This is a genomic window from Streptomyces sp. NPDC025721, from assembly GCF_055558595.1.
This window is the reverse complement of the sequence record NZ_JBVHMF010000001.1, coordinates 437316-463039: the sequence shown is the minus strand read 5'-3', so window position 1 is coordinate 463039 and position 25724 is coordinate 437316. Positions and strand designations below refer to the sequence as shown.

Annotated in this window: 24 protein-coding genes and 1 riboswitch; of the genes, 8 read left to right on the top strand and 16 right to left on the bottom strand. The window is 71.2% G+C overall.

Translation table 11 applies throughout. The features are described 5' to 3' along the window. Nucleotides 1-6: 6 nt before the first annotated feature. The 11 genes from ACZ4EF_RS02040 to thrC form a co-directional block, all read right to left on the bottom strand. Nucleotides 7-771: an enoyl-CoA hydratase/isomerase family protein gene (locus ACZ4EF_RS02040; protein ID WP_355338034.1), complete on the bottom strand. Its 765-nt coding sequence runs from the start codon at nt 769-771 to the stop codon at nt 7-9. Nucleotides 772-818: 47 nt separating this feature from the next. Then, a complete protein-coding gene (locus ACZ4EF_RS02035) occupies nt 819-1730 on the bottom strand; it encodes a cytochrome P450 (protein WP_355337357.1) in 912 nt (303 codons plus the stop codon). 594 nt (nt 1731-2324) lie between these two features. Further along, the gene (locus ACZ4EF_RS02030) at nt 2325-3674 is read right to left on the bottom strand and encodes a cytochrome P450 (protein WP_355337354.1); all 1350 of its coding nucleotides are present in this window, start codon (nt 3672-3674) and stop codon (nt 2325-2327) included. Nucleotides 3675-3728: 54 nt separating this feature from the next. Beyond that, nucleotides 3729-4346: a GTP-binding protein gene (locus ACZ4EF_RS02025; RefSeq protein ID WP_355337351.1), complete on the bottom strand. Its 618-nt coding sequence runs from the start codon at nt 4344-4346 to the stop codon at nt 3729-3731. Continuing rightward, nucleotides 4321-4695, bottom strand: a complete 375-nt coding sequence (locus tag ACZ4EF_RS02020; RefSeq protein ID WP_355337348.1) for a DUF742 domain-containing protein — start codon at nt 4693-4695, stop codon at nt 4321-4323. Before ACZ4EF_RS02020 ends, ACZ4EF_RS02025 begins: the two co-directional genes overlap by 26 nt. Beyond that, complete coding sequence (locus ACZ4EF_RS02015) at nt 4692-5096, bottom strand: roadblock/LC7 domain-containing protein (RefSeq protein WP_355338031.1); 405 nt, start codon at nt 5094-5096, stop codon at nt 4692-4694. Before ACZ4EF_RS02015 ends, ACZ4EF_RS02020 begins: the two co-directional genes overlap by 4 nt. An 8-nt stretch (nt 5097-5104) precedes the next feature. Beyond that, nucleotides 5105-6286, bottom strand: coding sequence for an ATP-binding protein (locus ACZ4EF_RS02010; RefSeq protein ID WP_355337346.1), 1182 nt, complete (start codon nt 6284-6286; stop codon nt 5105-5107). A gap of 297 nt (nt 6287-6583) precedes the next feature. Next, nucleotides 6584-8209 (bottom strand): chaperonin GroEL, encoded by a 1626-nt coding sequence (groL, locus tag ACZ4EF_RS02005; RefSeq protein WP_188285378.1) that lies wholly within the window; start codon nt 8207-8209, stop codon nt 6584-6586. A gap of 308 nt (nt 8210-8517) precedes the next feature. Beyond that, nucleotides 8518-8724 (bottom strand): cold-shock protein, encoded by a 207-nt coding sequence (locus ACZ4EF_RS02000; protein ID WP_093715500.1) that lies wholly within the window; start codon nt 8722-8724, stop codon nt 8518-8520. 476 nt (nt 8725-9200) lie between these two features. Then, nucleotides 9201-9476, bottom strand: a complete 276-nt coding sequence (locus ACZ4EF_RS01995) for a MoaD/ThiS family protein (protein WP_188285379.1) — start codon at nt 9474-9476, stop codon at nt 9201-9203. Next, nucleotides 9473-10765 (bottom strand): threonine synthase, encoded by a 1293-nt coding sequence (gene thrC, locus ACZ4EF_RS01990; RefSeq protein ID WP_355337341.1) that lies wholly within the window; start codon nt 10763-10765, stop codon nt 9473-9475. The genes ACZ4EF_RS01995 and thrC overlap by 4 nt, the downstream gene beginning before the upstream one ends. A gap of 17 nt (nt 10766-10782) precedes the next feature. After that, a riboswitch (SAM riboswitch) is annotated at nt 10783-10912 on the bottom strand. 205 nt (nt 10913-11117) lie between these two features. On the opposite strand from thrC, the gene ACZ4EF_RS01985 reads away from it, so the two are divergent. Both ACZ4EF_RS01985 and ACZ4EF_RS01980 read left to right on the top strand, forming a co-directional pair. Beyond that, the gene (locus ACZ4EF_RS01985; protein ID WP_467502273.1) at nt 11118-12086 is read left to right on the top strand and encodes a glucosyl-3-phosphoglycerate synthase; all 969 of its coding nucleotides are present in this window, start codon (nt 11118-11120) and stop codon (nt 12084-12086) included. A 117-nt stretch (nt 12087-12203) separates the two neighbouring features. Beyond that, nucleotides 12204-13625: an alpha,alpha-trehalose-phosphate synthase (UDP-forming) gene (locus ACZ4EF_RS01980; protein WP_355337335.1), complete on the top strand. Its 1422-nt coding sequence runs from the start codon at nt 12204-12206 to the stop codon at nt 13623-13625. 15 nt (nt 13626-13640) lie between these two features. Here the strand turns inward: ACZ4EF_RS01980 and otsB are convergent, their stop codons facing one another. The 3 genes from otsB to ACZ4EF_RS01965 all read right to left on the bottom strand — a co-directional run bounded on the left by otsB (nt 13641) and on the right by ACZ4EF_RS01965 (nt 16116). Further along, nucleotides 13641-14483 (bottom strand): trehalose-phosphatase, encoded by an 843-nt coding sequence (gene otsB, locus ACZ4EF_RS01975; protein ID WP_391043051.1) that lies wholly within the window; start codon nt 14481-14483, stop codon nt 13641-13643. Between the two features lie 71 nt (nt 14484-14554). Then, complete coding sequence (locus ACZ4EF_RS01970; RefSeq protein WP_188285385.1) at nt 14555-14791, bottom strand: DUF3263 domain-containing protein; 237 nt, start codon at nt 14789-14791, stop codon at nt 14555-14557. Between the two features lie 74 nt (nt 14792-14865). Continuing rightward, nucleotides 14866-16116 (bottom strand): extracellular solute-binding protein, encoded by a 1251-nt coding sequence (locus ACZ4EF_RS01965; protein WP_355337328.1) that lies wholly within the window; start codon nt 16114-16116, stop codon nt 14866-14868. 406 nt (nt 16117-16522) lie between these two features. On the opposite strand from ACZ4EF_RS01965, the gene ACZ4EF_RS01960 reads away from it, so the two are divergent. The 3 genes from ACZ4EF_RS01960 (at nt 16523) to ACZ4EF_RS01950 (ending at nt 19770) form a co-directional block, all read left to right on the top strand. Continuing rightward, the gene (locus tag ACZ4EF_RS01960; RefSeq protein WP_355337325.1) at nt 16523-17455 is read left to right on the top strand and encodes an ROK family protein; all 933 of its coding nucleotides are present in this window, start codon (nt 16523-16525) and stop codon (nt 17453-17455) included. Continuing rightward, complete coding sequence (gene nagA, locus ACZ4EF_RS01955; RefSeq protein WP_391043049.1) at nt 17455-18618, top strand: N-acetylglucosamine-6-phosphate deacetylase; 1164 nt, start codon at nt 17455-17457, stop codon at nt 18616-18618. Before ACZ4EF_RS01960 ends, nagA begins: the two co-directional genes overlap by 1 nt. A 192-nt stretch (nt 18619-18810) precedes the next feature. Further along, the gene (locus tag ACZ4EF_RS01950) at nt 18811-19770 is read left to right on the top strand and encodes a 1-phosphofructokinase family hexose kinase (RefSeq protein ID WP_355337319.1); all 960 of its coding nucleotides are present in this window, start codon (nt 18811-18813) and stop codon (nt 19768-19770) included. A gap of 19 nt (nt 19771-19789) precedes the next feature. Here the strand turns inward: ACZ4EF_RS01950 and ACZ4EF_RS01945 are convergent, their stop codons facing one another. Next, the gene (locus ACZ4EF_RS01945) at nt 19790-20824 is read right to left on the bottom strand and encodes a carbohydrate-binding protein (protein WP_355337316.1); all 1035 of its coding nucleotides are present in this window, start codon (nt 20822-20824) and stop codon (nt 19790-19792) included. A 224-nt stretch (nt 20825-21048) separates the two neighbouring features. On the opposite strand from ACZ4EF_RS01945, the gene ACZ4EF_RS01940 reads away from it, so the two are divergent. From ACZ4EF_RS01940 to ACZ4EF_RS01930, 3 genes are all read left to right on the top strand, one after another. After that, nucleotides 21049-22029: an SAM-dependent methyltransferase gene (locus ACZ4EF_RS01940; RefSeq protein ID WP_467502625.1), complete on the top strand. Its 981-nt coding sequence runs from the start codon at nt 21049-21051 to the stop codon at nt 22027-22029. A 59-nt stretch (nt 22030-22088) separates the two neighbouring features. Further along, entirely contained in the window at nt 22089-23231 is a 1143-nt protein-coding gene (locus ACZ4EF_RS01935) for an NADH-quinone oxidoreductase subunit D (protein WP_355337313.1), read from the top strand. 80 nt (nt 23232-23311) lie between these two features. After that, entirely contained in the window at nt 23312-24280 is a 969-nt protein-coding gene (locus ACZ4EF_RS01930) for a sigma-70 family RNA polymerase sigma factor (RefSeq protein WP_467502268.1), read from the top strand. 13 nt (nt 24281-24293) lie between these two features. Here ACZ4EF_RS01930 and ACZ4EF_RS01925 read toward each other — a convergent pair whose 3' ends face one another. Further along, nucleotides 24294-25328 (bottom strand): hypothetical protein, encoded by a 1035-nt coding sequence (locus tag ACZ4EF_RS01925; RefSeq protein ID WP_391043041.1) that lies wholly within the window; start codon nt 25326-25328, stop codon nt 24294-24296. Nucleotides 25329-25724 lie beyond the last annotated feature (396 nt).

Here is a 25724-nt window from a genome sequence, read left to right as displayed (position 1 = left end):
GGGAGTTCACTGGCGCTTGGCGGACTCGGCCGCCATCAGCACCGAGGCCAGCCATTCGCCGTCGAAGAGGGTGGCGTCCGCCAGGCGGTGGGCGCCGCCGTACGCGTTGAGCATCGTCTTGGCGGCGCGCAGCGCGGCCGGGGAGCGGCGGAGCATCGGCCGCGCCCACTGGTCGACGGCGGCGTCCAGCCCGGCCTCCGGCACGGCCTTGTGCAGGACGGACAGCTCGACGGCCCTGGCCGCGTCGAACGCCTCGCCGGTGAGGACGAGTTCGCGGATGCGGGCGGCTCCCACCTCGTTGAGCAGCCGGGGCAGGATGCCGCCCCAGGCGGGCGGCAGGCCCAACGCCAGCTCGGGCAGCCGGAACCGGCTGGTGTCGGCGCCGACCCGCAGGTCGCAGAACATCGCGAGCGCCACGCCCGCGCCGATCACGTCGCCGTGCACCCGCGCGACGGTGACGGCGCCGAGCGTGGCGAGCGCCTCGCACACCTGCCGCGCCTTGTTGCCCATGGTCCGCAGGCCGGACCCCGTGGGGTCGGCGGCCAGCGACTCGGCGAATTCCCTGCGGTCGCCGCCGAGGCAGAAGTGCTCGCCGGCGCCGGAGAGTTCGAGCACCCGTATGCCGGGGTGGTCCTGCACCGAGCGCAGTACGGCCAGCAGTTCGTCCAGGACCGGGCCGGTGACGGCGTTCCCGGTCTCCGGGGTGTTCAGCCGTACGCGCAGCAGCGCTCCTTCCTGGCTGACGCGCAGGACCTTGAAGTAGTTCATCATGCTGTCGTTCGCCACCGGTTCTCTCGTACGGTCGTGCCGTGTGCGGCCTACAGGTCTCTGGGGCCCGCCTGTTCGGGGACGCGGGCGGACGCGGAGTCGGACACCGTCAGTGTCGTCATCCGCCGGAAGGCGACCCGCGGCGCCCACTCGGGGTCGCGGTGGACGCTCAGTCCCGGCAGCTTCCTGAGCAGCGCGGTCAGCAGCGCGGTGGCCTCCATCCTGGCCAGCGGGGCGCCGACGCAGTAGTGGATGCCGCCGCCGAAGCTGAGGTGGCTGACCTTGCGGCGGATGTCGAAGATGTGCGGGTCGGCGTACTGCGCGGGGTCGTGGTTGGCGGCGGCGAGCATCAGGTGGACGGTCTCGTCCTTGGGCACCTCGATGCCCGCGAGCGTCATGTCGTCGCCCGCGACCCGCGTCACGACGTGTATCGGCGGGTCGTAGCGCAGCACCTCCTCGACGGCGCCGGGGATGTCCTGCGGGTGGGCGCGCAGCCAGCCCATCTGGCGGGGGTGCTCGGCGATCAGCCACGTCATGGTGGACAGCAGATTGGAGGTGGTCTCCAGGGCGGCGAGCACCACCAGCAGCGCGAGGTAGTAGACGGCCTCGTCGGCGCGGTCGCGGTCCGGCTCCAGCCCGTCCCAGGTGCGCAGCCACTGCGAGACCGGGTCGTCCCCCGGTGACCTGCGCCTTTCGCGCACCAGCGCGGCGAAGTACTGGTGCAGTGTCACGGTGGCTTCGTCGGAGATCGCGAGCTGGCTCGGGGTGGGCAGCAGCTCCTGGGTGAACACCTGGGCGTGGGTCAAGTCCCGCAAAAGGGGGAAGTCAGCGGAGGGCAAACCCATCCACTCCCCTATCGCGCGCACCGGCAGCTCCTCGCTCACCAGTGAGACAAAATCGGCCACTCCGTCGCGCAGGCGTTCCGCGAGCCGGCCGACCAGGCGGTCCGTTGTCTTTTCCACCGATATCCGAATGTCACCGAGCGCCCTCCGGTCGAACATATTTCCGACCGAGCGGCGCATCAATGTGTGATGCGGTGGATTGAGCCGGACCAGAGTCTGACCGATCTGCCGTGAGGAAGGCGCGCTCCAGCGCGTTCCCTGGCCTTGCCTGGCGGCCCATTCGTTGTCGGTCACACGCCAGGCCCGGTCCCTCAGCACCTGGTCACTGAGGCCGAACGACGTGATCAGGTGGCCGCCCCAGGGCGCTGGGACGACATCCCCCATCGAGCGAAGCTCGTCGTAAAGAGGCAGCGGACTTTCCTGTCCGCCGGGCTTACGGAGTCGGGAAAAAAGTGATACAACTCTTCGCCGGTCGGTGGGGGCGACCGAATACGGTGTGACCATGGCGGCATTTCTCCTTGGTCCTCAATGCCAGGCCGGATTGACCTGTCCTGCATACCCCGGGCGCGAGATGCGTATCCGATCGGACACTGCTCGTAATTGTGGCAAGCGTCACACCGTCGGCGATGATTTCCGGCCAGGTCCGTTCTTTATCGAAACCGGCCGACCGCGAAGCCGCGGTCGGCCGGTTTTCGACTTGTGCGTCGCCGCGTGTTACGCCTTGAGCCAGTTGAGGAACGAGCTCCAGCGGCTGGCCGCCTTCGGCTTGCCCTGCGTGTGGTCGGCCGGAGCCTGAGCCGACTGGCTCTCCTGCGAGCGGACCGGCTGCCGCGCCGGGGTGAACCGGGCGGGCAGCGAGGTGAGCGCGCGGTGGAAGGGGCCCGGACGCCAGGTCAGGCTCTCCACCGGCACCGCCAGGTCGATGTCCGGCAGCGTGTTGAGCAGCTTCTCGATGGCCCGCAGCGAGATCAGCGTGGCCGGGTCCTTGGCCGGGCAGACATGGGGACCCGCGCCCCAGCCCAGGTGCGCCCGCTTGCTCATCGTCTGGCCGCCGCCGCCCAGGCTCGGGTCGGTGTTGGCCGCCGCGTAACTGATCACCACGGGGTCGCCCGCGCGCAGCGTGATCCCGGCGAGGTCCACGTCGTGCACCGGGTAGTGCACGCCGTAGTTGGCCATCGGCGGGTAGTTCCACAGCACGTCGTTGAGCGCGTCCTCGACCAGCAGGCCCGCCATGTGCTGGCTGTCGGCGTACTTGTCGTCGGACAGCAGCAGCCGCAGCGCGCTGGAGATCATGTTCTGCACCGGCTCGGTACCCGCGGCGATCATCGGGAAGAGCTGGTGGATCATCTCCTCGGTGGTCAGCGCGGAGCGGTGCTGCATCATCCAGGAGGTGATGTCCTCGCCCGGCGTGGTCCGCTTCAGCTCGACCAGTTCGACCAGCGCCCCGGTCAGCACCTCCAGCGACTTCTCGACATCGATGCCATCGAAGATGCCGGAGATCCCGAACACCAGCCGGTTGCCGATGTCCTCGGTGCAGCCGAAGAGGTCGTTGAAGACCAGCAGCGGCACCTGCTGCGCGTAGTCGGCGACCAGGTCGGCCCGCCCCTTGGCGCTGAACTGGCTGATCAGATACGAGGCGACCTGGTCGACGTGCCGGCTCAGCCGGTGCGAGTCGACCATGGCCAGGCTGTCGGTCGCCGCCTGCCGCAGCCGCATGTGCTCGGCGCCGTCGGAGAACAGCAGATTCGGCCGGTAGGCCATCATCCCCATCACCGGGCTGTCCGCCGGTATCTGACCCTCGTTCATCGCGCGCCAGCGGCGCGAGTCGCGGGCGAAGGTGCCCGGGTTCTGGAGGACCCGCAGCGCCTCGGTGTAGTCCGTGACGAGTTCGGCCTCCACACCCGGCGCCAGCTCCACCGGAGCGCTCGGGCCGAACTGCCGCATGTAGGAGTAGAACGCCTCCGGAGCGGCGGCGAACTCCGGGCCGTACAGCGGCACACTCTGGCCGCTGTCGTGCGCGGGGCAGCCGGGCGGCGGGGCCTGGAAGTCCGGAGGGGTCTGCATGCCTGTGCTCCTCGTTGAAATACCTGAGCTACCTGAACTACCTGCGGTGACCTACTAGTTGAGGCGAGACTGCAAATACTGCACCAGAGCGATCAGTGAACCCGCCGATGACCGCTCGTCGCGTGCGTCGCACGAGACCACCGGGGTCTCGGGAAGCAGATCCAGCGCCTCGCGCACCTCTTCGAGCGAGTGCGGGGGCGCACCGTCGAAGCGGTTCACGGCGATGGCGTACGGCAGACCGTGCCGCTCCACGAGGTCCATCACGGGGAAGGACTCCTGGAGCCGCAGCGGGTCGACCAGCACGAGCGCGCCGAGCGCGCCGCGCGACAGGTCCTCCCACAGCCGCACGAACCGCTGCTGGCCCGGCGTACCGAACATGTACAGCACCAGTTCGTCGCTGAGGGTCAGCCGGCCGAAGTCCATCGCGACCGTGGTGGTGGTCTTGTTGGGCGCGCCCCTGAGGTCGTCGATGTCCGCGCTGGCCTGCGTCATCACTTCCTCGGTGCGCAGCGGCGGGATCTCCGACATGGTGCCGATGAACGTCGTCTTGCCCACGGCGAAGTGCCCGACCACGAGGATCTTGGCGACCGTCCGTACCGAACTGGGCAGATAGACGTTCTCGCGCGGCGTCTGGGGAGCACTGTCCCTATCCGAAGCGAGCCCGGAGCCCATGCAGCACCTCCTCCAGCAGTTCCCTCTCGACCAACTGCGCGCGGGGAACGGGTGCCCGCGCGAGCAGATACCCGTCCTCCACCAGATCCGACAGAAGGATCTTGACCACGCCCATCGGCAGCCCGGTGTGCGCGGCGATCTCCGCGACCGCGAGATAACCGCCCGAGCACAGTTCCATCACCCGCAGCTTCTCGGGATCAAGAACCCTTGTCCGGGGCGCGTTTTCGGATACGGCGACCAGTGTGATCATCGTGAAGCCGCCGTCGACCGGAAGCTCGCGACCGTTGGTGATCACATACGGGCGTACTAATTCTGTGGCTTCTAACTCCAGCTCCGGTTCGCCCGTCAATTGACGTCAGCGTTCTCGCGAGGAGGTGTGGTCAGCACCTTGCCGAGTTGGCCGACGAGCTGCTGCATCCGGAAGGTGATCTCCGCGAGGTCCGCGTCCGGGGACGCGGAGACCGCGAGATAGGCGCCTTCACCTGCCGAGATGAGGAAGACCCAGCCGTGGTCGAACTCCACCAGGGTCTGCCGCCACTCCTGGCGGCGGTCGTCGCCGCCGACGAAGTCGGACACCGTACGGCTCAGCGACTGCATGCCGCTCATCGCCGCCGCGACGGTGTCGGCGTGGTCCCTGCCGACCTCGTTGGAGCGGGCCATCAGCAGGCCGTCGGCCGACACCAGGATCGCGTGCCGGGCCTCGGGCACCTCAAGGGCGCTGTCGAGCATCCACGACAGATCTCTTCCGATCATTGGGCTCATTGGGCGTCCTGCCCTTCGCTGCTCGCGCCGATGGAACGGCGGCCGGACTGAGTGCCCCGCTGGAACGCGCCCATGCGGGAGGCGACTTCGTGGCTGTCGCGCACCGGCTCGGGCGCCCGCTCGACTCTGTCCCCGGCTCTGTCACCGGTTCTGTCGTCGGAGCGCTCCTCGGCCGTGGGCACTATCGAGATCGGGTGCCGGAAGCGCCGCCGCTTGGGCAGGCCGCCGAAGGTGGTGGCGGGCACCACCGGCTCGGGCGCGCTCTGCTCCACCGGCTCGGACGCTTCACCCACGACGGGAGTCTCCTCGGGCTCGATGGTGGTGGTGAGGAGTTCGTCGGGGAGCAGCAGCACGGCGCGCACTCCGCCGTACGGCGAGGTGGAATCCACCGAGACGCTGAATCCGTAACGGTTGGCGAGTACGCCGATCACCGCGAAACCGAATTGCGGCGGATTTCCGAGGCCGGAGACACCCGGAGTGCGCTGGCCGGTGAGGAGTTCTCCCGCCAGCGTCTTCTCTTCGTCGCTCATGCCGACACCCGCGTCGTCGACGACGATGCAGACGCCCTTGGGCACGGGCTGGATATTGATTTCGATGGACGTTTCAGGGGCCGAATAACTCGTGGCGTTGTCGAGCAGTTCGGAAAGGGCGAGTGCGACCGGTTCGACCGCGCGGCTCACCACCGCGAAATTGCTCTGCGAACGGATTTCCACGCGCGTGAAATGCCGGATGCGGCCCTTGGCGCTGCGGACCACGTCGTAGACCGACGCCGCGTTCTTGCGGCGGCCGAGCCAGCCGTCGCAGAGCACGGCTATGGACTGGGCGCGCCGGGTGAACTGCGCGTTGCCGTGGTCCACGTCCAACAGGCCCTGGAGCGCCGCGTGCTCGCCGTTCTCCCGCTGGAGCTTCGCGATGGCGACCTGCTGCTCGCCCGCCAGACCCTGGAGGGTGCGCATGGCGGCCTTGAGCACGCTCTTGGTGCCCTCCTCGGCCCGGCGTCTGGCCTCATCCACGATCTGCTCGCGGCCGACTTCCAGGGAGGCGCGGCGCGCCGACTGCTCGGCGAGCGCGGCACGGAGCTTCGCATTAGTTTTCCGGCTGAGCGCAATCGCGGTCGCGGCGACAGGAGTACCTGCGATCAGGCCCCAAAGTGCTGGATCATGTAAGTAGGACGTCATGAGGCTCTCTTCAGGCGAGGGGCCGCCATTTGCGGAATCTCTTTCAAATCCGAACAAAAATGCGGAACACTTGCGCATGACACTTGCCAAGCAATGAGAGCCTAGCAGCAGGTTTGACCCCGGTACCCCCCGTACTTGTCCTGCTACCGGCATCTGACGGTAATTCAAAATTGCCCCGTTTTGGGACAGTCTTGGTGAATTGTTCCGAACAATGCGCCGGACACAAAGACGGCACCCCCCGGGTGACCGGGGGGTGCCGTCGTGCGGTCCTGCTGATCCGGGCTCGCGCCCCGTGGATCAGAAGTCCATGTCACCGCCGGGCATGCCGCCCGGAGCGCCGCCGGGGGCGGCCTTCTCCGGCTTGTCGGCGATGACGGCCTCGGTGGTGAGGAACAGCGCGGCGATGGAGGCCGCGTTCTGGAGCGCGGAGCGCGTGACCTTCGCCGGGTCGATGATGCCCTCGGCGATCATGTCGACGTACTCACCGGTCGCGGCGTTGAGGCCGTGGCCGACGGGCAGGTTGCGCACCTTCTCGACGATGACGCCGCCTTCGAGACCACCGTTGACGGCGATCTGCTTCAGCGGGGCCTCCAGCGCGAGCTTCACGGCGTTGGCACCGGTCGCCTCGTCGCCCTCGAGCTCCAGCTTCTCGAAGACCGCGGTCGCCTGGAGCAGGGCCACGCCGCCACCGGCGACGATGCCCTCTTCCACGGCGGCCTTCGCGTTGCGCACCGCGTCCTCGATGCGGTGCTTGCGCTCCTTGAGCTCGACCTCGGTGGCGGCACCGGCCTTGATGACGGCCACGCCGCCGGCCAGCTTCGCCAGGCGCTCCTGGAGCTTCTCGCGGTCGTAGTCCGAGTCGCTGTTGTCGATCTCGGCGCGGATCTGGTTGACCCGCCCGGCGACCTGGTCGCTGTCACCGGCACCGTCGACGATGGTGGTCTCGTCCTTGGTGATGACGACGGTACGGGCGCGGCCGAGCAGGTCCAGGCCCGCGTTCTCCAGCTTGAGGCCGACCTCTTCGGAGATGACGGTGCCACCGGTGAGGATGGCGATGTCGCCGAGCATGGCCTTGCGACGGTCACCGAAGCCGGGCGCCTTGACGGCGACGGACTTGAAGGTGCCGCGGATCTTGTTGACCACCAGGGTCGACAGGGCCTCGCCCTCGACGTCCTCGGCGATGATCAGCAGCGGCTTGCCGGACTGCATGACCTTCTCCAGCAGCGGGAGCAGGTCCTTCACCGAGGAGATCTTGGAGTTGACGATCAGGATGTACGGGTCGTCGAGCGACGCCTCCATACGCTCCAGGTCGGTCGCGAAGTAGGCGGAGATGAAGCCCTTGTCGAAGCGCATGCCCTCGGTGAGCTCGAGCTCGAGCCCGAAGGTCTGCGACTCCTCGACGGTGATGACGCCTTCCTTGCCGACCTTGTCCATGGCCTCGGCGATCAGCTCGCCGATCTGGGTGTCAGCGGCGGAGATGGAGGCGGTCGAAGCGATCTGCTCCTTGGTCTCCACGTCCTTGGCCTGCTCCAGCAGAGCGGCGGAGACGGCCTCGACGGCCTTCTCGATGCCGCGCTTGAGGGCCATCGGGTTGGCGCCTGCCGCGACGTTGCGCAGACCTTCCTTGACCAGGGCCTGGGCCAGGACGGTCGCGGTGGTGGTGCCGTCACCCGCGACGTCGTCGGTCTTCTTCGCGACCTCCTTGACCAGCTCGGCGCCGATCTTCTCGTACGGGTCCTCGAGCTCGATCTCCTTGGCGATGGACACACCATCGTTGGTGATCGTGGGGGCGCCCCACTTCTTCTCGAGGACGACGTTGCGGCCCTTCGGGCCGAGGGTGACCTTGACGGCGTCGGCGAGCTGGTTCATCCCGCGCTCGAGACCGCGCCGTGCCTCCTCGTCGAACGCGATGATCTTTGCCATGTGAAGTGTCCTCCGCGGACTGGGGTTCCCCCACCGGAGCAGGGGGCGACGGCTCGGACCGTGTGGTGCCCGCGACGGACGGCCGACCTGGTCGCCGGTTCCTTCCCGGCGGCCGGGCGGGCCTCACCGACCCGGTCCTTCAGCACTCTCACTAGGAGAGTGCTAACGCCAATGATTAGCACTCGACCCCATCGAGTGCAAGCGCCTGTGGACAACTCCGGGCCACGCACGAAGGGCCCGTCCCCCCTAAGAGGTACGGACCCTTGGTGCGTGAGTGCGTCGTGTCGGTCGCCGAGCGCGCCGGGCCGTCAGGCGGTGGCCAGCCGGACCATGTCCGCCTGCGGCCCCTTCTGACCCTGCGAGATCTCGAACTCGACCCGCTGGCCTTCTTCGAGGGTGCGGTAACCGTCCATCTGAATCGCGCTGTAGTGGACGAAGACATCCGCACCACCGTCGACCGCGATGAAGCCGTAGCCCTTCTCCGCGTTGAACCACTTGACGGTGCCCTGAGCCATTCCTAACTCCCCTATTACTGGCCCTATCGCGGCCCCGCACTCCGCGGGTCCGGGTCAGACCTCACCGCCGGGGAAGCCGTTGTCTGAGCGACAGGGGATCCCTGGTGGTGTGCGCCGGAACGCGTCGACCGCGGCTGAATGTATCTGCACGGATGCCCTCTGCAACAGGTCAATCGGACGAGAATTCGGGGAGCGACCGATCGGAAATACACCAGAATAGGGCGCTATGGCGGGGCATCTCGGACCGGACATACGTCGCCTATGCGACAATCCACACGTGAATTTGGCGATAAATCGCCGCACTGACCGTTCGCGGCGGCAACTTGCCCGTGGCAACAGTACAACCTTTCAACTACCGCCCCGGACACGGCCGTTCGGCCCGGTCCGGCCCCCCTACAGCACTGTGCCCCATCCACCGCAAAAGGGTGAATGGGGCACAAAACAGCAGGTGTAGCCGGGCCGTTACGGGAAGTTGATCAGCCGCCCGCTACCGCCGGAATGATCGAAACGCTCGCGCCGTCGGGGACAGCGGTGGCGAGACCGTCGGAAAAGCGAACATCGTCGTCGTTGACATAGACGTTCACGAAACGACGGAGTTTTCCGGTGTCGTCGAGAACGCGCGCCGAAATGCCCGCGTGATTCTTCTCCAGCGAGTCGATCACCTCGGCCAGCGTGCCGCCCTCGGCCGGAACCTCGGCCTGGCCGCCGGTGTAGGTGCGGAGAATGGTGGGGATACGAACAGAAGCACTCATGCGAGGCCAGCCTCTCGGAACGCGTCAAGGGTCGGGCGGATGGTGGCGGTCGGGCCGGTGGTCGGTGCCACCGCGTCCAAAGTCTTCAGTCCGTCGCCGGTGTTGAGGACGACGGTCTCGGCGGCCGGGTCGAGCTGCCCGGTCTCGATCAGCTTCTTCAGCACCCCCACGGTCACCCCGCCCGCGGTCTCCGCGAAGATCCCCTCGGTGCGCGCGAGCAGCTTGATCGCGTCCACGACCTGCTCGTCGTTCACGTCGTCGACCGCGCCGCCGGTCCGCCGGGCGATGTCCAGCACGTACGGGCCGTCCGCCGGGTTGCCGATCGCCAGCGACTTGGCGATGGTGTCCGGCTTCACCGGCCGCACCACGTCGTGCCCCGCCTTGAACGCCGCCGAGACCGGCGAGCAGCCCTCGGCCTGGGCGCCGTAGATCTTGTACGGCTTGTCCTCGACCAGGCCGAGCGCGATCAGCTCGCGCAGGCCCTTGTCGATCTTGGTGAGCTGGGAGCCGGACGCGATCGGGATCACCAGGTTGTCGGGGATGCGCCAGCCGAGCTGTTCGCAGATCTCGTACGCCAGGGTCTTGGAGCCCTCGCCGTAGTAGGGCCGCAGATTGACGTTGACGAAGCCCCAGCCCTCGCCGATCGGGTCGCCGATCAGCTCGGAGCAGAAGCGGTTCACGTCGTCGTACGAGCCCTCGATGCCGACCAGTTCGCCGCCGTAGACCGCGGCCATGACGACCTTGCCCGCCTCCAGGTCGTGCGGGATGAACACGCAGGAGCGGAAACCGGCGCGCGCGGCGGCGGCGCCGACGGCGCCCGCGAGGTTGCCGGTGGAGGAGCAGGAGAGCGTGGTGAGGCCGAAGGTGCGAGCGGCCTCCAGGGCGATGGCGACGACGCGGTCCTTGAAGGAGTGCGTCGGATTGCCGGAGTCGTCCTTGATGTGCAGGCCGCCGGTGATGCCCAGTTCACGGGCGAGGTTGTCGGCCTTGACGAGCTTGGTCCAGCCCGGGTGGAGGTTGGGCTTGTCGGTGACGTCGGCGGGGACCGGCAGCAGCGGCGCGTACCGCCAGATGCTGGTGGGTCCCGCCTCGATCCGCTTGCGCAGCGACTCGGGGTCGCCGAGCGGCAGGTCGTACGCGACTTCGAGGGGCCCGAAACACTCCTCGCAGGCGAAGATCGGGCTCAGCGGGAAGCGGGTGCCGCACTCCCGGCAGGACAGCGCGGAGGCCGGTCCGAAGGGGGGAGTGCTGGTGCTGTCGTGGGTGCTGGCGACGGTCTGCACAGCCATGATGGCGAGGCCCTTTCTCCTCATCTTCCTTGTGACGTACGTCGCCACAAGACGGAATTGGCACCTTCCCCACCGTGTGACCTCGCGGTCGGCGGGAGGGTTGCCGGGGCTTCAACGGGCCGTTCCCTCTGCCCCTCTGGATGAGCGGTATGGCGCCTGCCCGCCTTCTGTGCGGCGGCGACGCGTTTGTCCCGCGCTACGACCCCCGGCATGCGGCGGTCATACGCGTTGTTCAAGACTGTAACCGACAAGCGTGACAGTTGAGATAGTCGTCCGAACGGCGAGATGGCCGCTGGGGCGGCCGTCCGGCTGGTTTCTGAGGGCTCCCACCGTACGAAAAGGGGACGGGACCGTGCTCGATGAGGTGGAGCGGTGGCTGGAGCGGCGGTCCTGGTCCGCCGCCGACCGGCCGCTCGACCTGCTGCTCGCCGCGAAGCGGGCCGCGGGGCGGCAGGGCACGGTCAGCGTGGTGCTGCCCGCGCTCGACGAGGAGGCGACGGTCGGCGAGATCGTCGCGGCGATCCGCCGCGACCTGATGACCGACGAGGTGCCGCTGGTCGACGAGCTGGTCGTGGTCGACTCCGGCTCCCGCGACCGTACGGCGCAGGTCGCGGCGCGGGCCGGGGCGCGGGTGGTGCAGCGCGACGCGATCCTGCCGCGGCTGCCCGCGCTGCCCGGCAAGGGCGAGGTGCTGTGGCGGTCGCTGCTGGTCACCCGCGGCGAGATCGTCTGTTTCGTGGACGCGGACCTGCGCTCGTTCGACTCGCGCTTCGTGTCGGGGATCGTCGGGCCGCTGCTCACCGAGCCGGACGTGGAGCTGGTCAAGGCGATGTACGACCGGCCGCTGGAGACCGGCGGCGCGGTGGTGCCGGCGGGCGGCGGGCGGGTCACCGAGCTGGTCGCCCGGCCGCTGCTCAATCTGCACTGGCCGCGGCTGGCGGGCTTCGTCCAGCCGCTGGGCGGGGAGTACGCGGCGCGGCGCTCGCTGCTGGAGCGGCTGCCGTTCCCCGTCGGGTACGGCGTGGAGCTGGGCATGCTCATCGACGCCCTGTCCCTGGCGGGGCTCGACGCGCTCGGGCAGGTGGACGTGGGCGTCCGGCACCACCGGCATCAGGACGGGCAGGCGCTCGGGCGGATGTCGGCCGCCATCTATCGCACGGCGAGCCTGCGGCTGTCCCGGGCGCCCCTGGTCCGCCCCCGCCTCACCCAGTTCCACCGGGACCCCTCCGGGGGGTTCACCCCGCTCACCCACCCCGTCGACGTCGACGAACGCCCGCCCATGGCTCACCTCCCCGAATACCTCGCCCGCCGCGCCGCCTGACGGCTCCCCCGCCAGGCTCCCGCGCCGCCGGGGCCGCGGGGCTGACCGGCGCGGTCTCCTACGGAGCAGGAGGGTCCACGACGTTTGGGGCGGAGCCCGCGCGGCTAGGCTGGCGGCATGGTCGAAACGCGTGCGGCACGGATTCTGGTCGCTTCGAATCGGGGGCCGGTTTCGTATGCGCTGGGGGACGACGGGGAGCTGAGCAGCAGACGCGGCGGCGGCGGCCTGGTGTCGGGCCTGAGCGCGATCGGACCCGAGGCGGACGCGGTGTGGGTGTGCGCGGCCCTGGGCGAGGGCGACCGTGAGGCGGTACGGCGCGGGGTCGGCGAGCCGGGCGCCCGGATGATCGCCGTCGAGGAGAGCGTCTTCGAGGCCGCGTACAACGACATCGCCAACTCGGTGCTGTGGTTCGTCCACCACCTGCTCTACCAGACGCCGTTCGAGCCGCTCTTCGACGAGGACTTCCGCGGCCAGTGGGCGGCGTACCAGGCGTACAACGAGGCGTTCGCCGAGGCGCTGGCGGAGGAGGCGGCGGACGGCGCGCACGTCCTGGTGCAGGACTACCACCTGTCGCTGGTCCCGGCGCTGCTCCGGGCCCGCCGCCCCGACCTGCGGATCGGCCACTTCACGCACACCCCGTGGGCGCCGCCGGACTACTTCCGGCTGCTGCCCGACGACATCGCCGCAGAACTGCTCGAAGGCATCCTCGGCGCGGACCGCGCCGCGTTCCTGACCCGCCGCTGGGCCGACGCCTTCGCCGCGTGCTGCGTCAGCGTGCTGGGCGCCACGCTCGGCGACGACGGCCGGGCGGTCACCCACCGCGGCCGTACGACCCGGCTCGGCGTGCACGGCCTCGGTGCCGACGGCGACTTCCTGCGCGAGCGCTCGCACCGCCCGGACGTCGCCGAGCGCATCACGCGGCTGCGGTCGGAGACGGGTGCCGACCGCAAGCTGATCGTGCGCGTGGACCGTACGGAACTGTCCAAGAACATCGTGCGCGGCCTGCTCGCCTACCGGCAGCTCCTCCAGGAGCACCCCGAATGGCTCAGCCGGGTCGTCCACGTCGCCTTCGCCTACCCCTCCCGGCAGGATCTCGCGGTCTACCGCGAGTACACCGAGGGGGTCGCCCGGCTGGCCGAGGAGATCAACGCCGAATTCGGCACGCCCGACTGGCAGCCGGTGCTGCTCAAGGTCGACGACGACTTCGCCCGCTCCCTGGCCGCCTACCGGCTCGCCGACGTGGCCCTGGTCAACCCGATCAGGGACGGCATGAACCTCGTCGCCAAGGAGGTCCCCGTCGTCTCCGACAACGGGGTGGCCCTGGTGCTGTCCCGCGAGGCGGGCGCCTTCGCCGAGCTGGGCGACGACGCGATCGTCGTCAACCCGTACGACATCCGCGAGACCGCCGCCGCCCTGCACACGGCCCTCACCCTCCCGGAGGCGGACCGCGCCGAGCGCACCAAGCGCCTCGCCGACGCGGCCACCGCGCTCCCCCCGTCCCGCTGGTTCCTGGACCAGCTGCACGCCCTGGACGGCTGAGCACCGGGTCCGGGCTCAGTCCAGGGCGTCCGCGAGGGCGTCGAGGAGGGAGACGACGCCCTCGGGGCCGGGGACGGCGAGGTCGGCGGCGCGGAGGACTTCCTCGGGCGTCTCGGGCGCGGCGCTGGCGACGAGCAGGCCGGGCAGGCCGTCCTCGCGCAGGGCCTGGACGGCGGCGAAGGCGGCGAGGTCGCCGAGGTCGTCGCCCGCGTAGAGCACCGAGCCGGCGCCGACCTCGCGGAGGTAGGCGGCCAGGGCGACGCCCTTGTCCACGCCGGGCGGGCGCAGTTCGAGGACGAAGCGGCCGGGCTCGACCATGAGGCCGTGCCGGGCGGCGAGTTCGGCCAGCGGACCGCGCAGCGCCTCGAAGGCGGCGTCGGGGTCCTCGGCGCGGCGGGTGTGGACGGCGACCGCGCGGCCCTTGTCCTCCACCCAGGTGCCGCGCCAGGCGCCGTTGCGGTCGAGGAAGCCGGGCAGCTCGGCGCGGACCGAGGTGACGCCGGGGTGGTCGCCGGGGGTGTGGACGGAGCCGGTGGGCGCGTCCCAGCGCTCGGCGCCGTAGTGGCCGAGCACGACGAGGTGTTCGAGTCCCGCGACCCCGGCGAAGCCGCCGTAGCGTACGGCGACGCCCGCCGGGCGGCCGGTGACGACGGCGACGGCGGCGAGGTGCGGGGCGAGCCTGACGAGGGCGGGGACGGCGCCGGGGTGGGCGCGGGCCTGCTCGGGGTCGGGCACGATCGGGGCGAGGGTGCCGTCGAAGTCAAGGGCGACGACGGCGCGTTCCGGCCGCGCGAGCAGCGCCGCGAGACCTTCCTTTCCCTCGGGCGTGGTGGGGGCGGGGATGTCGGCGGAGGCCATGCAGCCGACCCTACCCGCGTCCCCCGGGCGCATGCCCGGCGTACGGTGGCACGCGCGCCCCGCGCGGGCCGTCAGCGCAGGTCGCGGCGGGCGTCGCGCTCCTTGCGCAGCCGGTTGACCGTCACCGGGTCGTGGGCGACGGCCCGGGGGTCGTCCAGCAGGGCGTTGAGGAGCTGGAAGTACGCGGTCGGGGACATGCCGAGGCGTTCGCGTATGGCCCGTTCGCGCGGTCCCGGTCCGGTCCAGGTGCGGGCGGCGATGGCCAGGACGGCGATGTCGCGCGCGGAGAGCGGTTCTTCCCGTGTCATGGCGCCCCTCTCCCCTGTCGGTGCGGTCGGGCCGTCGGCGTACCCGACGGCCGTCACCGTACCGCCGCGGGCCGCTACTTGCCGGAGTCCGTCGTGAGCGCGAAGCGCTGGAGGTCGGACAGGACCGTCTTCGGGTCGCCGTGCACGGCCTGGCCGATGTTCTTCTTGACCTCGTCGCTGACCGGGCCCCACGAGGTCTTGTTGACCGGGTAGAACACGGCGTCGGGCAGCAGGTTCAGGAACTGGACCAGGTCCTTGTTGGCCGGGTTTTTCCGCATCGCCTGGGACGCGGTGATGGTCACCGGCAGCAGCCCGTACTGGTTGAGGAACTTCAGCGAATTCTGCTCGTTGAAGACGAACTGGAGGAATTTGCCGTCCGCGTCCCGGTTGCCGTTCTGCTTGAACGCCATCATCCAGTCGGCGACGCCGAGGGTGTCGCTGCTGGGGCCGCTCTGGCCGGGCAGCGGGACGACGCCGACGTCGATACCGGCGGCCTTGGCCTGGGTGAGCAGGGTGGGGTGGCCCATGACCATGCCCGCCTTGCCGGCCAGGAAGGCGGCGAAGGTGTCGCGGCGGTTGGTCTTGGCGGGGTCGGTCGGGCCGACCAGGCCGGTCTGGACGAGGTTCTTCTTGACCCAGGCGAACGCCTCGACGTTGGGCGCGGAGTCGAAGGTGTAGCTGCCGACGGTGTCGGTGTAGCCGCCCTGCGCGCCGAGCATCCACATCAGGGACTCGGCCTGCGCCTCCTCGGGGGCCAGCGGCAGTCCGTAGGGCACCTTCACGCCGTCGGCCTTGAGCTTGACCGCGTCGGCCTTGAGCTCGTCCCAGGTCTCGGGGGCGTGCTTGATGCCCGCGCTCTTGAAGAGCTTCTTGTTGTAGAAGAACATGCGCGAGCTGGAGACGAAGGGTATGCCGTACTGGGTGCGGTCCACGGAACCGGCGTTGACCATCGAGGGGATGAAGTCCGACTGCATGCTGATCGGGAACAGCTCGTCGGCGCTGTAGAGCTGCTTGCCGGCGGCGTAGGCCGCGTAGGAACCGATCTGCGCGACGTCGGGGGCCTTGTTCGCCTTGACCATCTGGGCGACCTTGTCGTCCACGTGGTCCCAGTCGATGATCTCGACGTTGATCTTGATGTGCGGGTTGCGCGCCTCGAAGGAGCGCGCGAGGTCGTCCCAGTACGTCTTGGAGCTGTTGTTCGTCTTCGGGTCGCCGTAGTCGGCGGCGACGAAGTGCAGGGTGACGTCGCTGTTCAGCGGTGAACTGTTGCCGCACGCCGTAAGAGTGGTGATCGCCAGGGCCGACGTGATGCCGATCGCCGCCAAGCCGTGAAGTCGTCGCCGCTGCACCGTTCCTACCGCCTTCTTGCACACTTGCTCGCGTACCGCTACGGAAGCGTCGAGTCTTCCCCACACCTTTGCCCAAGGTCTACACCATGAGTGGTATCGCTTGCGCAACGGGTCCGCGCGCGGACCGGCGACGGGCGCGCTCCGGGACCGGCGGGAGAGCGGCACGCGAGCGGCACGCGACCTGCGCGGGACCAGCCCGGAAAGCGGCACGGAAAGCGGCACGGAACCGGCGTACGTCCGGCGGGCGTCCGTCGTGTGTCCCCCGGATGTCCCGTCGCGGCGCGCCCGAGTGTCCCGTTGCTCCGCAAACGCCGCCTGACGCGTGATCTTTCCTCGCCGAGTGGACTAGACCTTTTTAGGTGTTAGCCGCGACACTGTCCCCGTGAGACATGTCATCGCTCTCGATGTGGGCGGCACCGGAATGAAGGCCGCGCTGGTCGGCGCGGACGGAACGCTCCTGCACCAGGCGCGCCGTCCGACCGGCAGAGAACGCGGCCCCGACGCCGTGGTCGCCGCGATCCTCGACTTCGCGGCCGAACTGCGCGACCACGGCGTGCGCGAGTACGGCGAACCCGCCGCCGCGGCCGGGGTCGCGGTGCCCGGCATCGTCGACGACGTCAACGGGATCGCCGTCTACGCCGCGAACCTGCGCTGGAAGGACGTCCCGCTGCGGGCGTTGATGTCCGAGCGGCTGGACGGCGTACCGGTCGCGCTCGGCCACGACGTCCGCACCGGCGGCCTCGCCGAGGGCCGGATCGGCGCGGGCAACGGCGCCGACCGCTTCCTCTTCCTCCCGCTGGGCACCGGAATCGCGGGCGCCATCGGCATCGAGGGCCGGATCGAGGCGGGCGCGCACGGCTACGCGGGCGAGATCGGGCACATCGTGGTCCGCCCCGGCGGCCCGGAGTGCGGCTGCGGGCAGCGCGGCTGTCTCGAGGCGCTGGCCTCGGCGGGCGCGGTCTCGCGCGCCTGGGCCGAGGCGAGCGGCGACCCGGACGCGGACGCCGCGGACTGCGCGCGCGCCGTCGAGACCGGCGACCCGCGGGCGCTCGCGGTGTGGGGCGAGGCGATCGGCGCGCTGGCCGACGGCCTGGTCACCGGGCTCACCCTTCTGGACCCGCGTGTGCTGATCATCGGCGGCGGGCTCGCGGAGGCCGGGGACACCCTCTTCGGGCCGCTGCGCGCGGCCGTGGAGGCACGTATCACCTTCCAGAAACTCCCCCTCATCGTCCCCGCCGCGCTGGGGGACACCGCTGGATGCCTGGGCGCCGGCCTGCTCGCCTGGGATCTACTCTCCGTGGAGGTAACCGCCTGATGGCCCCCGTAACGACAACGCAGCGCACGGTGCTGGCGGGTGCCCGTGTGGTCCTGCCGTCAGGTGTGGTGGAAGGCGGCCGGCTGACCGTCGAGGGCACCCGGATCGCGGCGAACGAGGCCGACGAGCACGTCTCGACGGCCACCGTGGACCTCGCGGGCCACACCGTCGTGCCCGGCTTCGTGGACATCCACAACCACGGCGGCGGCGGCGCGTCCTTCACCTCGGGCACCGCCGACGACATCCTCACCGGTGTGCGCACCCACCGCGCGCACGGCACGACCACGGTGGTCGCCTCGACCGTCACCAACGCGCTGGACGTCCTGGCCAAGCAGGCCGGGCTGCTGTCCGAGCTGGTGGAGCAGGGCGACCTCGCCGGAATCCACTACGAGGGCCCGTTCATCTCGCCGTGCCGCAAGGGCGCGCACGACGAGGCGCTGCTGCGCGACCCCGACCCGGCCGATGTGCGCAAGCTGGTCGAGGCGGGCCGCGGGGCCGTCCGGATGGTCACCCTGGCGGCCGAACTGCCCGGCGGAATCGATTCCGTACGGCTGCTGGCCGACCTCGGCGTGATCGCGGCGATCGGCCACACCGACGCCACGTACGAGCAGACGCTGGAGGCCATCGACGCGGGCGCGACCGTGGCCACCCACCTGTTCAACGCGATGCCGCCGCTCCAGCACCGCGCGCCCGGCCCGATCGCGGCGCTGCTGGAGGACGAGCGGGTGACCGTCGAGCTGATCAACGACGGTACGCATCTGCACCCGGCCGTCCTGGAGCTGGCCTTCGGGAGCGCGGGCGCCGGGCGGGTCGCCTTCATCACCGACGCGATGGACGCGGCCGGTTTCGGCGACGGCCACTACGACCTGGGCCCGATGAAGGTCGAGGTGCTCGACGGGGTCGCACGGCTGGTCGAGGGCGGCTCGATCGCCGGGTCGACGCTCACCCTGGACACCGCCTTCAAGCGGGCCGTCACGCTGGACGGGCTGTCGCTGACCGACGCCGTACGCGCCATCTCCACCAACCCGGCGCGGCTGCTCGGCCTGGACGACCGCATCGGCACGCTGGAGCCCGGCAAGGACGCGGACCTGGTGGTGCTGGACGCGGCGTACGACCTGGTGGGCGTCATGCGCAAGGGCGAGTGGGTCGTCCGGCCCGACTAGCCGTCGCCGGAGGGTGCGCCCGGCAGGCGCGTTCGGGGGCGTCCGGCAGGCGTGTGCGGGGGCGCCCGGCAGGCGTGTTCGGGGGCGTCCGGGCGGTGAGTTCACCCGATTTTCGCGGATTCTCGCTAAAAGCTGCGTAACGGCGGTCGGCGCGCACTGGGCCGACCGCCGTACTTTTGTCATCATCGTCAGGTGATCATCACCGTCACGCTGAACGCCGCCCTCGATGTGACCTACCGGGTCCCGTCGCTCCGACCGCACTCCACCCACCGGGTCACCCACACCGCGGAACGCCCCGGCGGCAAGGGACTCAACGTCGCCCGCGTGCTGGCCGCGCTCGGCCGCCCCGCCGTCGTCACCGGCTTCGTCGGCGGCCCGGTCGGCGCCGAGCTGCGCGAACGGCTCGCCGAGCGGGCCGCCGAGTACGACGACGGGCTGCTGACCGACGCGCTGGTGCCCATCGCGGGCACCACCCGCCGCACGGTGGGCGTCGTGGACGACACGACCGGCGACACGACGATGTTCAACGAACCGGGGCCCACGGTCACCCCGCGCGAGTGGGGCGGGTTCCTGGAGCGCTACCGCGCGCTGCTCGCCGACGGCCGCGCGACGGCCGTGGCGCTGTGCGGCAGCCTGCCGCCGGGGCTGCCGGTGGGCGCGTACGCGGAGCTGGTGCGCGAGGCGCGGGCCGCCGGGGTGTTCGTGCTGCTGGACACCAGCGGGGAGCCGCTGCGCCGCGGGCTGGCCGCGCGCCCCGACCTGATCAAGCCGAACGCGGTGGAGCTGACCGGCCTGACCGGCTTCTCCGAGCCCGCCCGCGCGGCCGGTGACGCCCGGCGGCGCGGCGCCCGCGCGGTGGCCGCCTCGCTCGGCGAGGACGGGATGCTGGCGCTGACCGAGGAGGGCGGCTGGCAGGCGCTGCCGCCCGCGCGCCTGGCGGGAAATCCGACGGGCGCGGGCGACTCGGCGGTGGCGGGGCTGCTGTCCGGGCTCGCGGAGGGCCTGACGTGGCCGCGGCGGCTGGCGCGGGCGGTCGCGCTGTCGGCGGCCACGGTCGCGGCGCCCGCGGCGGGCGAATTCGACGCGGCCGTCTACGCGGAGCTGCTGCCCCAGGTGACGGTGGTGCCCGCGGAGCCCGGCGCGGCGGTGTGAGGGCGGGCCCCGGCGGCGGCTACTCGGTGACCTGGCCCTGCTTGAGTTCGAACTGGTCCAGGTTGACCGCGCACTGATTGCCCTGCTGGCAGCTCAGCGTCACGGTGTTGGAGCCCTCCTTGAGGTCGATCCAGGAGTAGGTGTGGTTGTTCCACGCCTTCGCCCAGTCCGTGTAGTGGCCGTAGTTCTTCAGATTGACGGGGCCGCTGCGCGCCTTGCCGTTCACCCCGAGGGTGAGCGTCGCGTCGTCGCCCGCGTTCCCGTAGTACGTGAAGAGCGTGTACGGGCCGTCCTTCGGCACCGTCACCGTCCACGTCACGGTCGCGCCGACCTGCGTCAGGTGGTCGACATAGGTGCCGCCCGCCGCGCTCGCGCCCGGGTGCTCGGTGCTCGTCTGCGCGCCGCCCGTCAGGACGAGCGTCGAGGCGTCGGTCTTCTTCGAGTCGTACGGGGTCGGCTCCGCGGAGGCCGACGGCGTCGTCTCCGTGGGCGCGGCCGAGGTGACCGCCGGGCTGGAGGGCTTGTCGCTGGCCTTCTTGTCGCCGTCGCCCGAGCCGTTGGTCATCGCGAAGGCGATGCCGATGGCCACGGCCGCGACCACGGCGACCGCCGCGATCAGCAGGCCCTTGCGGTTGGGCGCGCCGCCGCCCTGCTGGCCGCCGCCGCCCGCGCGACGGGTGTGCGGGGGCTGCGCGGGAGGCTGCTGGCCGGGATAACCCTGCTGACCCGGATATCCCTGCTGGCCCTGCTGCCCTTGCTGGCCGCCGTACTGCTGCTGGCCGGGCTGCTGGCCGTACGCCTGCGTCTGCTGCTGGGTCTGCTGCGGATAGCCGTAACCGGAGGGCGACTGCTGCTGCGGGTAGCCGTAGCCCGAGGGTGTCTGCGGCGGCTGCGGACGACGCTCACCGACCCGCTGGATCTGGTGGTGCGAGGTACGCGGCATGCCCGGCTGCTGCACCGGGGCCTGCTCGGGCTGCTGCTCGCCGCCCTCCGACCGGTAGAGATAACCGAACGGGTCGTCGTTCTCAGGGGCGCCGTCGTTTCCGGCAGTCATCCGCTGTCCACTCCCTCACTGCACTGCACACACGCTGCACACGCCGTCGCGGCGCCTGTGGTATCTCCGGAACACTACCGGCCCCGAGAGACACCCCGCTCAAGCCTTCGACGCATCTCCAGGTCAGGAAGGTTCCCCTGTGAGCAGGCACACTTCACCGGACACGTACCGTTAACCCCGTGGACAGCGAGTGGCGGGAGCGGTGGGTGCCCTGGCGGGAGGCCATGGACCGCGCCCTGTACGGCCCCGAGGGCTTCTTCGTACGGGAGCGGCCCGCGGCGCATTTCCGTACCTCCGTGCACGCCTCCGCGCTCTTCGCGGGGGCCGTCGCCGAGCTGCTGGTCCGGGTCGACGCGGCCCTCGGGCACCCGGCCGAGCTGGCCTTCACCGACATGGGCGCGGGCCGCGCGGAGCTGTGCTCCGGGGTGCTGGCCGCGCTCCCCGCGCCGGTCGCCGGCCGCGTACGCGTCCACGCCGTCGAACGCGCGCCGCGCCCGCCGGGCCTCGACCCGCGGATCACCTGGAGCGACCGGCCGCCGCACGGTGTGCGCGGCCTGCTCTTCGCCAACGAGTGGCTGGACAATGTGCCGCTCGACGTCGCCGAGACGGACGGGGCGGGCGTGCCCCGCCAGGTGCTGGTCCGCCCGGCCGACGGCGCGGAGCGCCTCGGCGAGCCGGTGCGCGGCGCCGACGCGCGGTGGCTGGAGCGGTGGTGGCCGCCGTCGCCGGAGCCCGGCGCCCGCGCCGAGATCGGGCTGCCGCGCGAGGCCGCCTGGGCCGAGGCGGTCGGCTCGCTGGACGCCGGGGCGGCCGTCGCCGTCGACTACGCCCACACGCGCGCGGCGCGGCCCCCGTACGGCACGCTCACCGGCTACCGCGACGGCCGCCAGGTGGAGCCCGTCCCCGACGGCTCCCGCGACCTCACCGCCCATGTCGCCCTCGACGCCCTGCCGGGTACGGCGCTCCCCCAACGCGCCGCCCTGCGCTCCCTCGGCCTCTCCGCCGCCCGCCCCCCGCTCGCCCTGGCCGCCGCCGACCCGGCCGCCTACGTCCGCGGCCTCGCCGCTGCGGGCGAGGCCGCCGAACTGACCGCCCGCGGCGGCCTCGGCGACTTCACCTGGCTGGTGACGGAGGTCGGCGTGACCGGCGTCCTGGCGGCGGCTCAGGACTCGGCGGAGGCACGGCGGTCGCCGCGGGCGCGCTGAGCCCGCGGGCCCGGCACCGCCCGTGGGATACGGGCGGGGAGTCCTGAGAGGATGGCGGCATGACGGAGACCACGATCGGAGTCGGCGGGGCGGCCGAGGGCACCGACATGGTGCTGAACATCGGGCCGCAGCACCCGTCCACGCATGGGGTGCTGCGCTTGCGGCTGGTGCTGGACGGGGAGCGGATCCGCAGCGCGGAGCCGATCGTCGGATACATGCACCGGGGCGCGGAGAAGCTGTTCGAGGCGCGGGACTACCGGCAGATCGTGATGCTGGCGAACCGGCACGACTGGCTGTCGGCGTTCGCGAACGAGCTGGGTGTGGTGCTGTCGGTCGAGCGGATGCTCGGCATGGAGGTGCCGGAGCGCGCGGTGTGGACGCGGACGCTGCTCGCGGAGCTGAACCGGGTGCTGAACCACCTGATGTTCCTGGGCTCGTACCCGCTGGAGCTGGGCGGGATCACGCCGATCTTCTACGCCTTCTCCGAGCGGGAGAACCTCCAGCACGTGATGGAGGAGGTCTCCGGCGGCCGGATGCACTACATGTTCAACCGGGTCGGCGGCCTGAAGGAGGACCTGCCCAACGGCTGGCAGGGGCGGGTGCGCCAGGCGGTCGCCGGGGTGCGGTCGCGGATGGGCCGCTTCGACGACCTGGTGCTCGGCAACGAGATCTTCCGCGGCAGGACCCGCGGTGTCGGCGTCCTGTCCCGCGAGGCCGTGCACGCGTACGGCGTCAGCGGGCCGATCGCGCGCGGCTCCGGCGTCGACTTCGACCTGCGGCGCGACGAGCCGTATCTGGCGTACGGGGAGCTGGGCGACACCCTGAGGGTGGTCACCAGGACCGAGGGCGACTGCCTGGCGCGCTTCGAGGTGCTGCTGGAGCAGACGCACAACGCGCTGGACCTCGCGGACGCGTGCCTGGACCGGCTGGCGGAGCTGCCGCCGGGGCCGATCAACCAGCGGCTGCCGAAGGTGCTCAAGGCCCCCGAGGGGCACACCTACGCGTGGACCGAGAATCCGCTCGGCATCAACGGCTACTACCTGGTGTCGAAGGGCGAGAAGACGCCGTACCGGCTGAAGCTGCGCTCCGCGTCGTACAACAACATCCAGGCGCTGGCGGTGCTGCTGCCGGGCACGCTGGTGTCGGACATGGTCGCGATCCTCGGGTCGATGTTCTTCGTGGTCGGCGACGTCGACAAGTAGCGCCGCCGGGCGGTCCGCGCGTCACATTCGGGGTCACTGGTCCGTCAGGAGAGTGACGACATGTGACGGAGGACCGACCGATGGACGCACCCATGGACGACGGTGGGCACGACGGCGTGCGCGACGGCCTTGAAGACGGCAGGGACGACGGCAAGGACGGCAGAGAGCTGCTGGCGGCGCGGTTCGAGGCGAACCGCGCCCATCTGCGGGCCGTGGCCTACCGGATGCTCGGCTCGGCCGACGAGGCGGACGACGCCGTCCAGGAGGCGTGGCTGCGGCTGAACCGCACCGACGCCGCCGAGGTCCGCAACCTCGGCGGCTGGCTGACCACGGTGGTCGGCCGGGTCTGCCTGGACATGCTGCGCTCGCGCCGCACCCGCCGCGAGGAGCCGATCACCGCGCCGGACGGATACGAGTACGGGTACGTGGGCGCGGTGACGCTGCCCGCGCCGGGGCCCGAGCAGCAGGCCCTGCTGGCCGACTCGGTGGGGCTGGCCCTGCTCGTCGTCCTGGAGACCCTGGACCCGGCCGAACGGCTCGCCTTCGTGCTGCACGACATGTTCGCCGTGCCCTTCGACGACATCGCGCCCATCGTGGAGCGCACCCCCGCCGCCGCCCGCCAGCTCGCCAGCCGCGCCCGGCGCCGCGTCCAGGGCGGCACCGAGGTCTCCGACCCCGACCCGGCGCTGCGGCGCGCGGCCGTCGAGGCGTTCCTCGCCGCGGCGCGCGACGGGGACTTCGACGCGCTCCTCGCGGTCCTGGACCCCGAGGTCACCGTCCGCTCCGACGTCCCCGGGCGGCCCGGCGTCACCTCCACCCGCCGGGGCGCGGCCAACGTCGCGCGCGGCGCGGTCAGTTACGCCGCGATGGCCTCCACGGCGCGGCTGGTGCTGGTCGACGGGCTCCTGGCGGCGGCGGTGGACCTGGACACCGCGGACGCGCGGGTCCTGACCTTCGCGGTCTCGGCGGCGGACGGGCGGATCACGGCCGTCGACATCGTCACCGAGCCGGGGCGGCTGGCCGCGCTGGACGTGCGCCCGCTGGCGTGAATCCCCCGCGCCGTCAGGCCTGGGCGCGCAGTTCCGACATGTCGAGCTGTTCGGTCTCGTCGTGGGCCGTGAGGTCGATGACCTCGGGGCCCGACTCCGCGACGGCCTGGGCGTGTTCCGCGACGGCCTCGTCCCCCACGACGTCGTCCAGGTCGGCCACGTCGTCCAGCGCGTCCACCCCGGAGACGTCCTCCGGGTCCGCACCGCCCGCGGGCTTCTGCGTGCCGAAGAAGTCGAAGCCGCCGATGGCCCGGCTGCCGTTGCCGCCGGGGGCGCCCGGCGAGCGCTGGGGCTGCGCGTAGGGCAGGACGGCGGCGGCGACGGCCGGGACGAGGCGGTGTTCGCGGACCGGCAGTCCGGCCGGTGACGTGGCGGGCGCGGCGGTCCGGGTGTGGCTCTCGGCCTCCGCCGCGTGGCGGCCCTGCGGCTCGTCCTCGGGGCCCGCGGTGTCGCGGCGGCGGGCGTCCTCGACGGTGCGCCTGGCCTGCTGGCGGGCGGCGTTGCGGCCGAGGTCCCGCAGCGCCTGATCGGCCTTGAGGAAGGCGGCGGGGCCGACCGGCGAGGCACCGCCGGTGAGGGCGAGCTGCCGCGGGGCGGAGTCCAGTTGGAGCTGACGGCGGCTCTCCAGCACCTGGGCGCGCTCGCTCTCGGCGGTGGCGTACCGGCGGAGCAGGTCGGCGTGCTCGGTGCGGAGCCTGGCCAATTCCCCGCGCTTGGCCCGGAGTTTCTTCTCCAGGCGCCCGCGTATCTCGCGGGACTCCTCCAGGTCCGTCTCCAACTCGGCGGCCCGCTCGTCGGTCCGCCACTCCTCGCGGACGCGCGCCGCTTCGAGTTCGGCGACCGTACGGCCGGCGGAGCGGTCCCAGGTGCGGGCGAGGGCGGCGCCCGCGCACGCGGTCAGCGCGGTGGCGACGGTGAGCACCCGGATCACGCCCGTATCGCCGGAGAACAGGGCGGCGGCGGCGAGGACCGCGGCGCTGCCGACGACGGTCAGCGGCGGCAGCATCCGGTGCAGCGGCTGCGAATGGCGGTGACGTCCACGGGGCATGGCCAGAAATTTAGCGTGTGTGAAGGGATCGTGGGGAGGCGGGTCCCGAATATCTGGGCGGATTCTCACGGCGATTCGTCCGGCGAATACGGAGGGCATTCGGCGCTGCACGATGTGTCCCCCCATGTGCCGTCGGCCAATGCCGTCCTCATGTGCCGCCGCGGCGGCGCCGAGGCCCGTCCGCGCCGCCCCACCGGGCCCCGGGGCCGCCCCCGTTGGGCCCGGCGCGGGGTCCGGTGCCGGGCCCGCGCGGGCGATTACGGCGGCGCCGATACCCAGGTTCGGCGACCTGGGTCCGACGTCAACTCCAGTTCACGGAAGGGGTTGTTGGGGTATTCCCCGACGCACTCCGGGAATTTGATCTTGAGCTTCCCCGCGACGGGATCAGTGCCGCGA

Coding starts and splice junctions, on each gene's coding strand:
- ACZ4EF_RS01980 (WP_355337335.1), top strand. CDS start 12,204: ATGGTCGAAACGCGTGCGGCACGGATTCTGGTCGCTTCGAATCGGGGG.
- groL (WP_188285378.1), bottom strand. CDS start 8,209: ATGGCAAAGATCATCGCGTTCGACGAGGAGGCACGGCGCGGTCTCGAG.
- ACZ4EF_RS02010 (WP_355337346.1), bottom strand. CDS start 6,286: ATGACGTCCTACTTACATGATCCAGCACTTTGGGGCCTGATCGCAGGT.
- ACZ4EF_RS02040 (WP_355338034.1), bottom strand. CDS start 771: ATGATGAACTACTTCAAGGTCCTGCGCGTCAGCCAGGAAGGAGCGCTG.
- thrC (WP_355337341.1), bottom strand. CDS start 10,765: ATGGCTGTGCAGACCGTCGCCAGCACCCACGACAGCACCAGCACTCCC.
- ACZ4EF_RS02030 (WP_355337354.1), bottom strand. CDS start 3,674: ATGCAGACCCCTCCGGACTTCCAGGCCCCGCCGCCCGGCTGCCCCGCG.
- ACZ4EF_RS01970 (WP_188285385.1), bottom strand. CDS start 14,791: ATGACACGGGAAGAACCGCTCTCCGCGCGCGACATCGCCGTCCTGGCC.
- ACZ4EF_RS01935 (WP_355337313.1), top strand. CDS start 22,089: ATGACGGAGACCACGATCGGAGTCGGCGGGGCGGCCGAGGGCACCGAC.
- otsB (WP_391043051.1), bottom strand. CDS start 14,483: ATGGCCTCCGCCGACATCCCCGCCCCCACCACGCCCGAGGGAAAGGAA.
- ACZ4EF_RS02000 (WP_093715500.1), bottom strand. CDS start 8,724: ATGGCTCAGGGCACCGTCAAGTGGTTCAACGCGGAGAAGGGCTACGGC.
- ACZ4EF_RS01930 (WP_467502268.1), top strand. CDS start 23,312: ATGGACGCACCCATGGACGACGGTGGGCACGACGGCGTGCGCGACGGC.
- ACZ4EF_RS01940 (WP_467502625.1), top strand. CDS start 21,049: ATGGACCGCGCCCTGTACGGCCCCGAGGGCTTCTTCGTACGGGAGCGG.
- ACZ4EF_RS01925 (WP_391043041.1), bottom strand. CDS start 25,328: ATGCCCCGTGGACGTCACCGCCATTCGCAGCCGCTGCACCGGATGCTG.
- nagA (WP_391043049.1), top strand. CDS start 17,455: ATGGCCCCCGTAACGACAACGCAGCGCACGGTGCTGGCGGGTGCCCGT.
- ACZ4EF_RS01995 (WP_188285379.1), bottom strand. CDS start 9,476: ATGAGTGCTTCTGTTCGTATCCCCACCATTCTCCGCACCTACACCGGC.
- ACZ4EF_RS01945 (WP_355337316.1), bottom strand. CDS start 20,824: ATGACTGCCGGAAACGACGGCGCCCCTGAGAACGACGACCCGTTCGGT.
- ACZ4EF_RS02025 (WP_355337351.1), bottom strand. CDS start 4,346: ATGGGCTCCGGGCTCGCTTCGGATAGGGACAGTGCTCCCCAGACGCCG.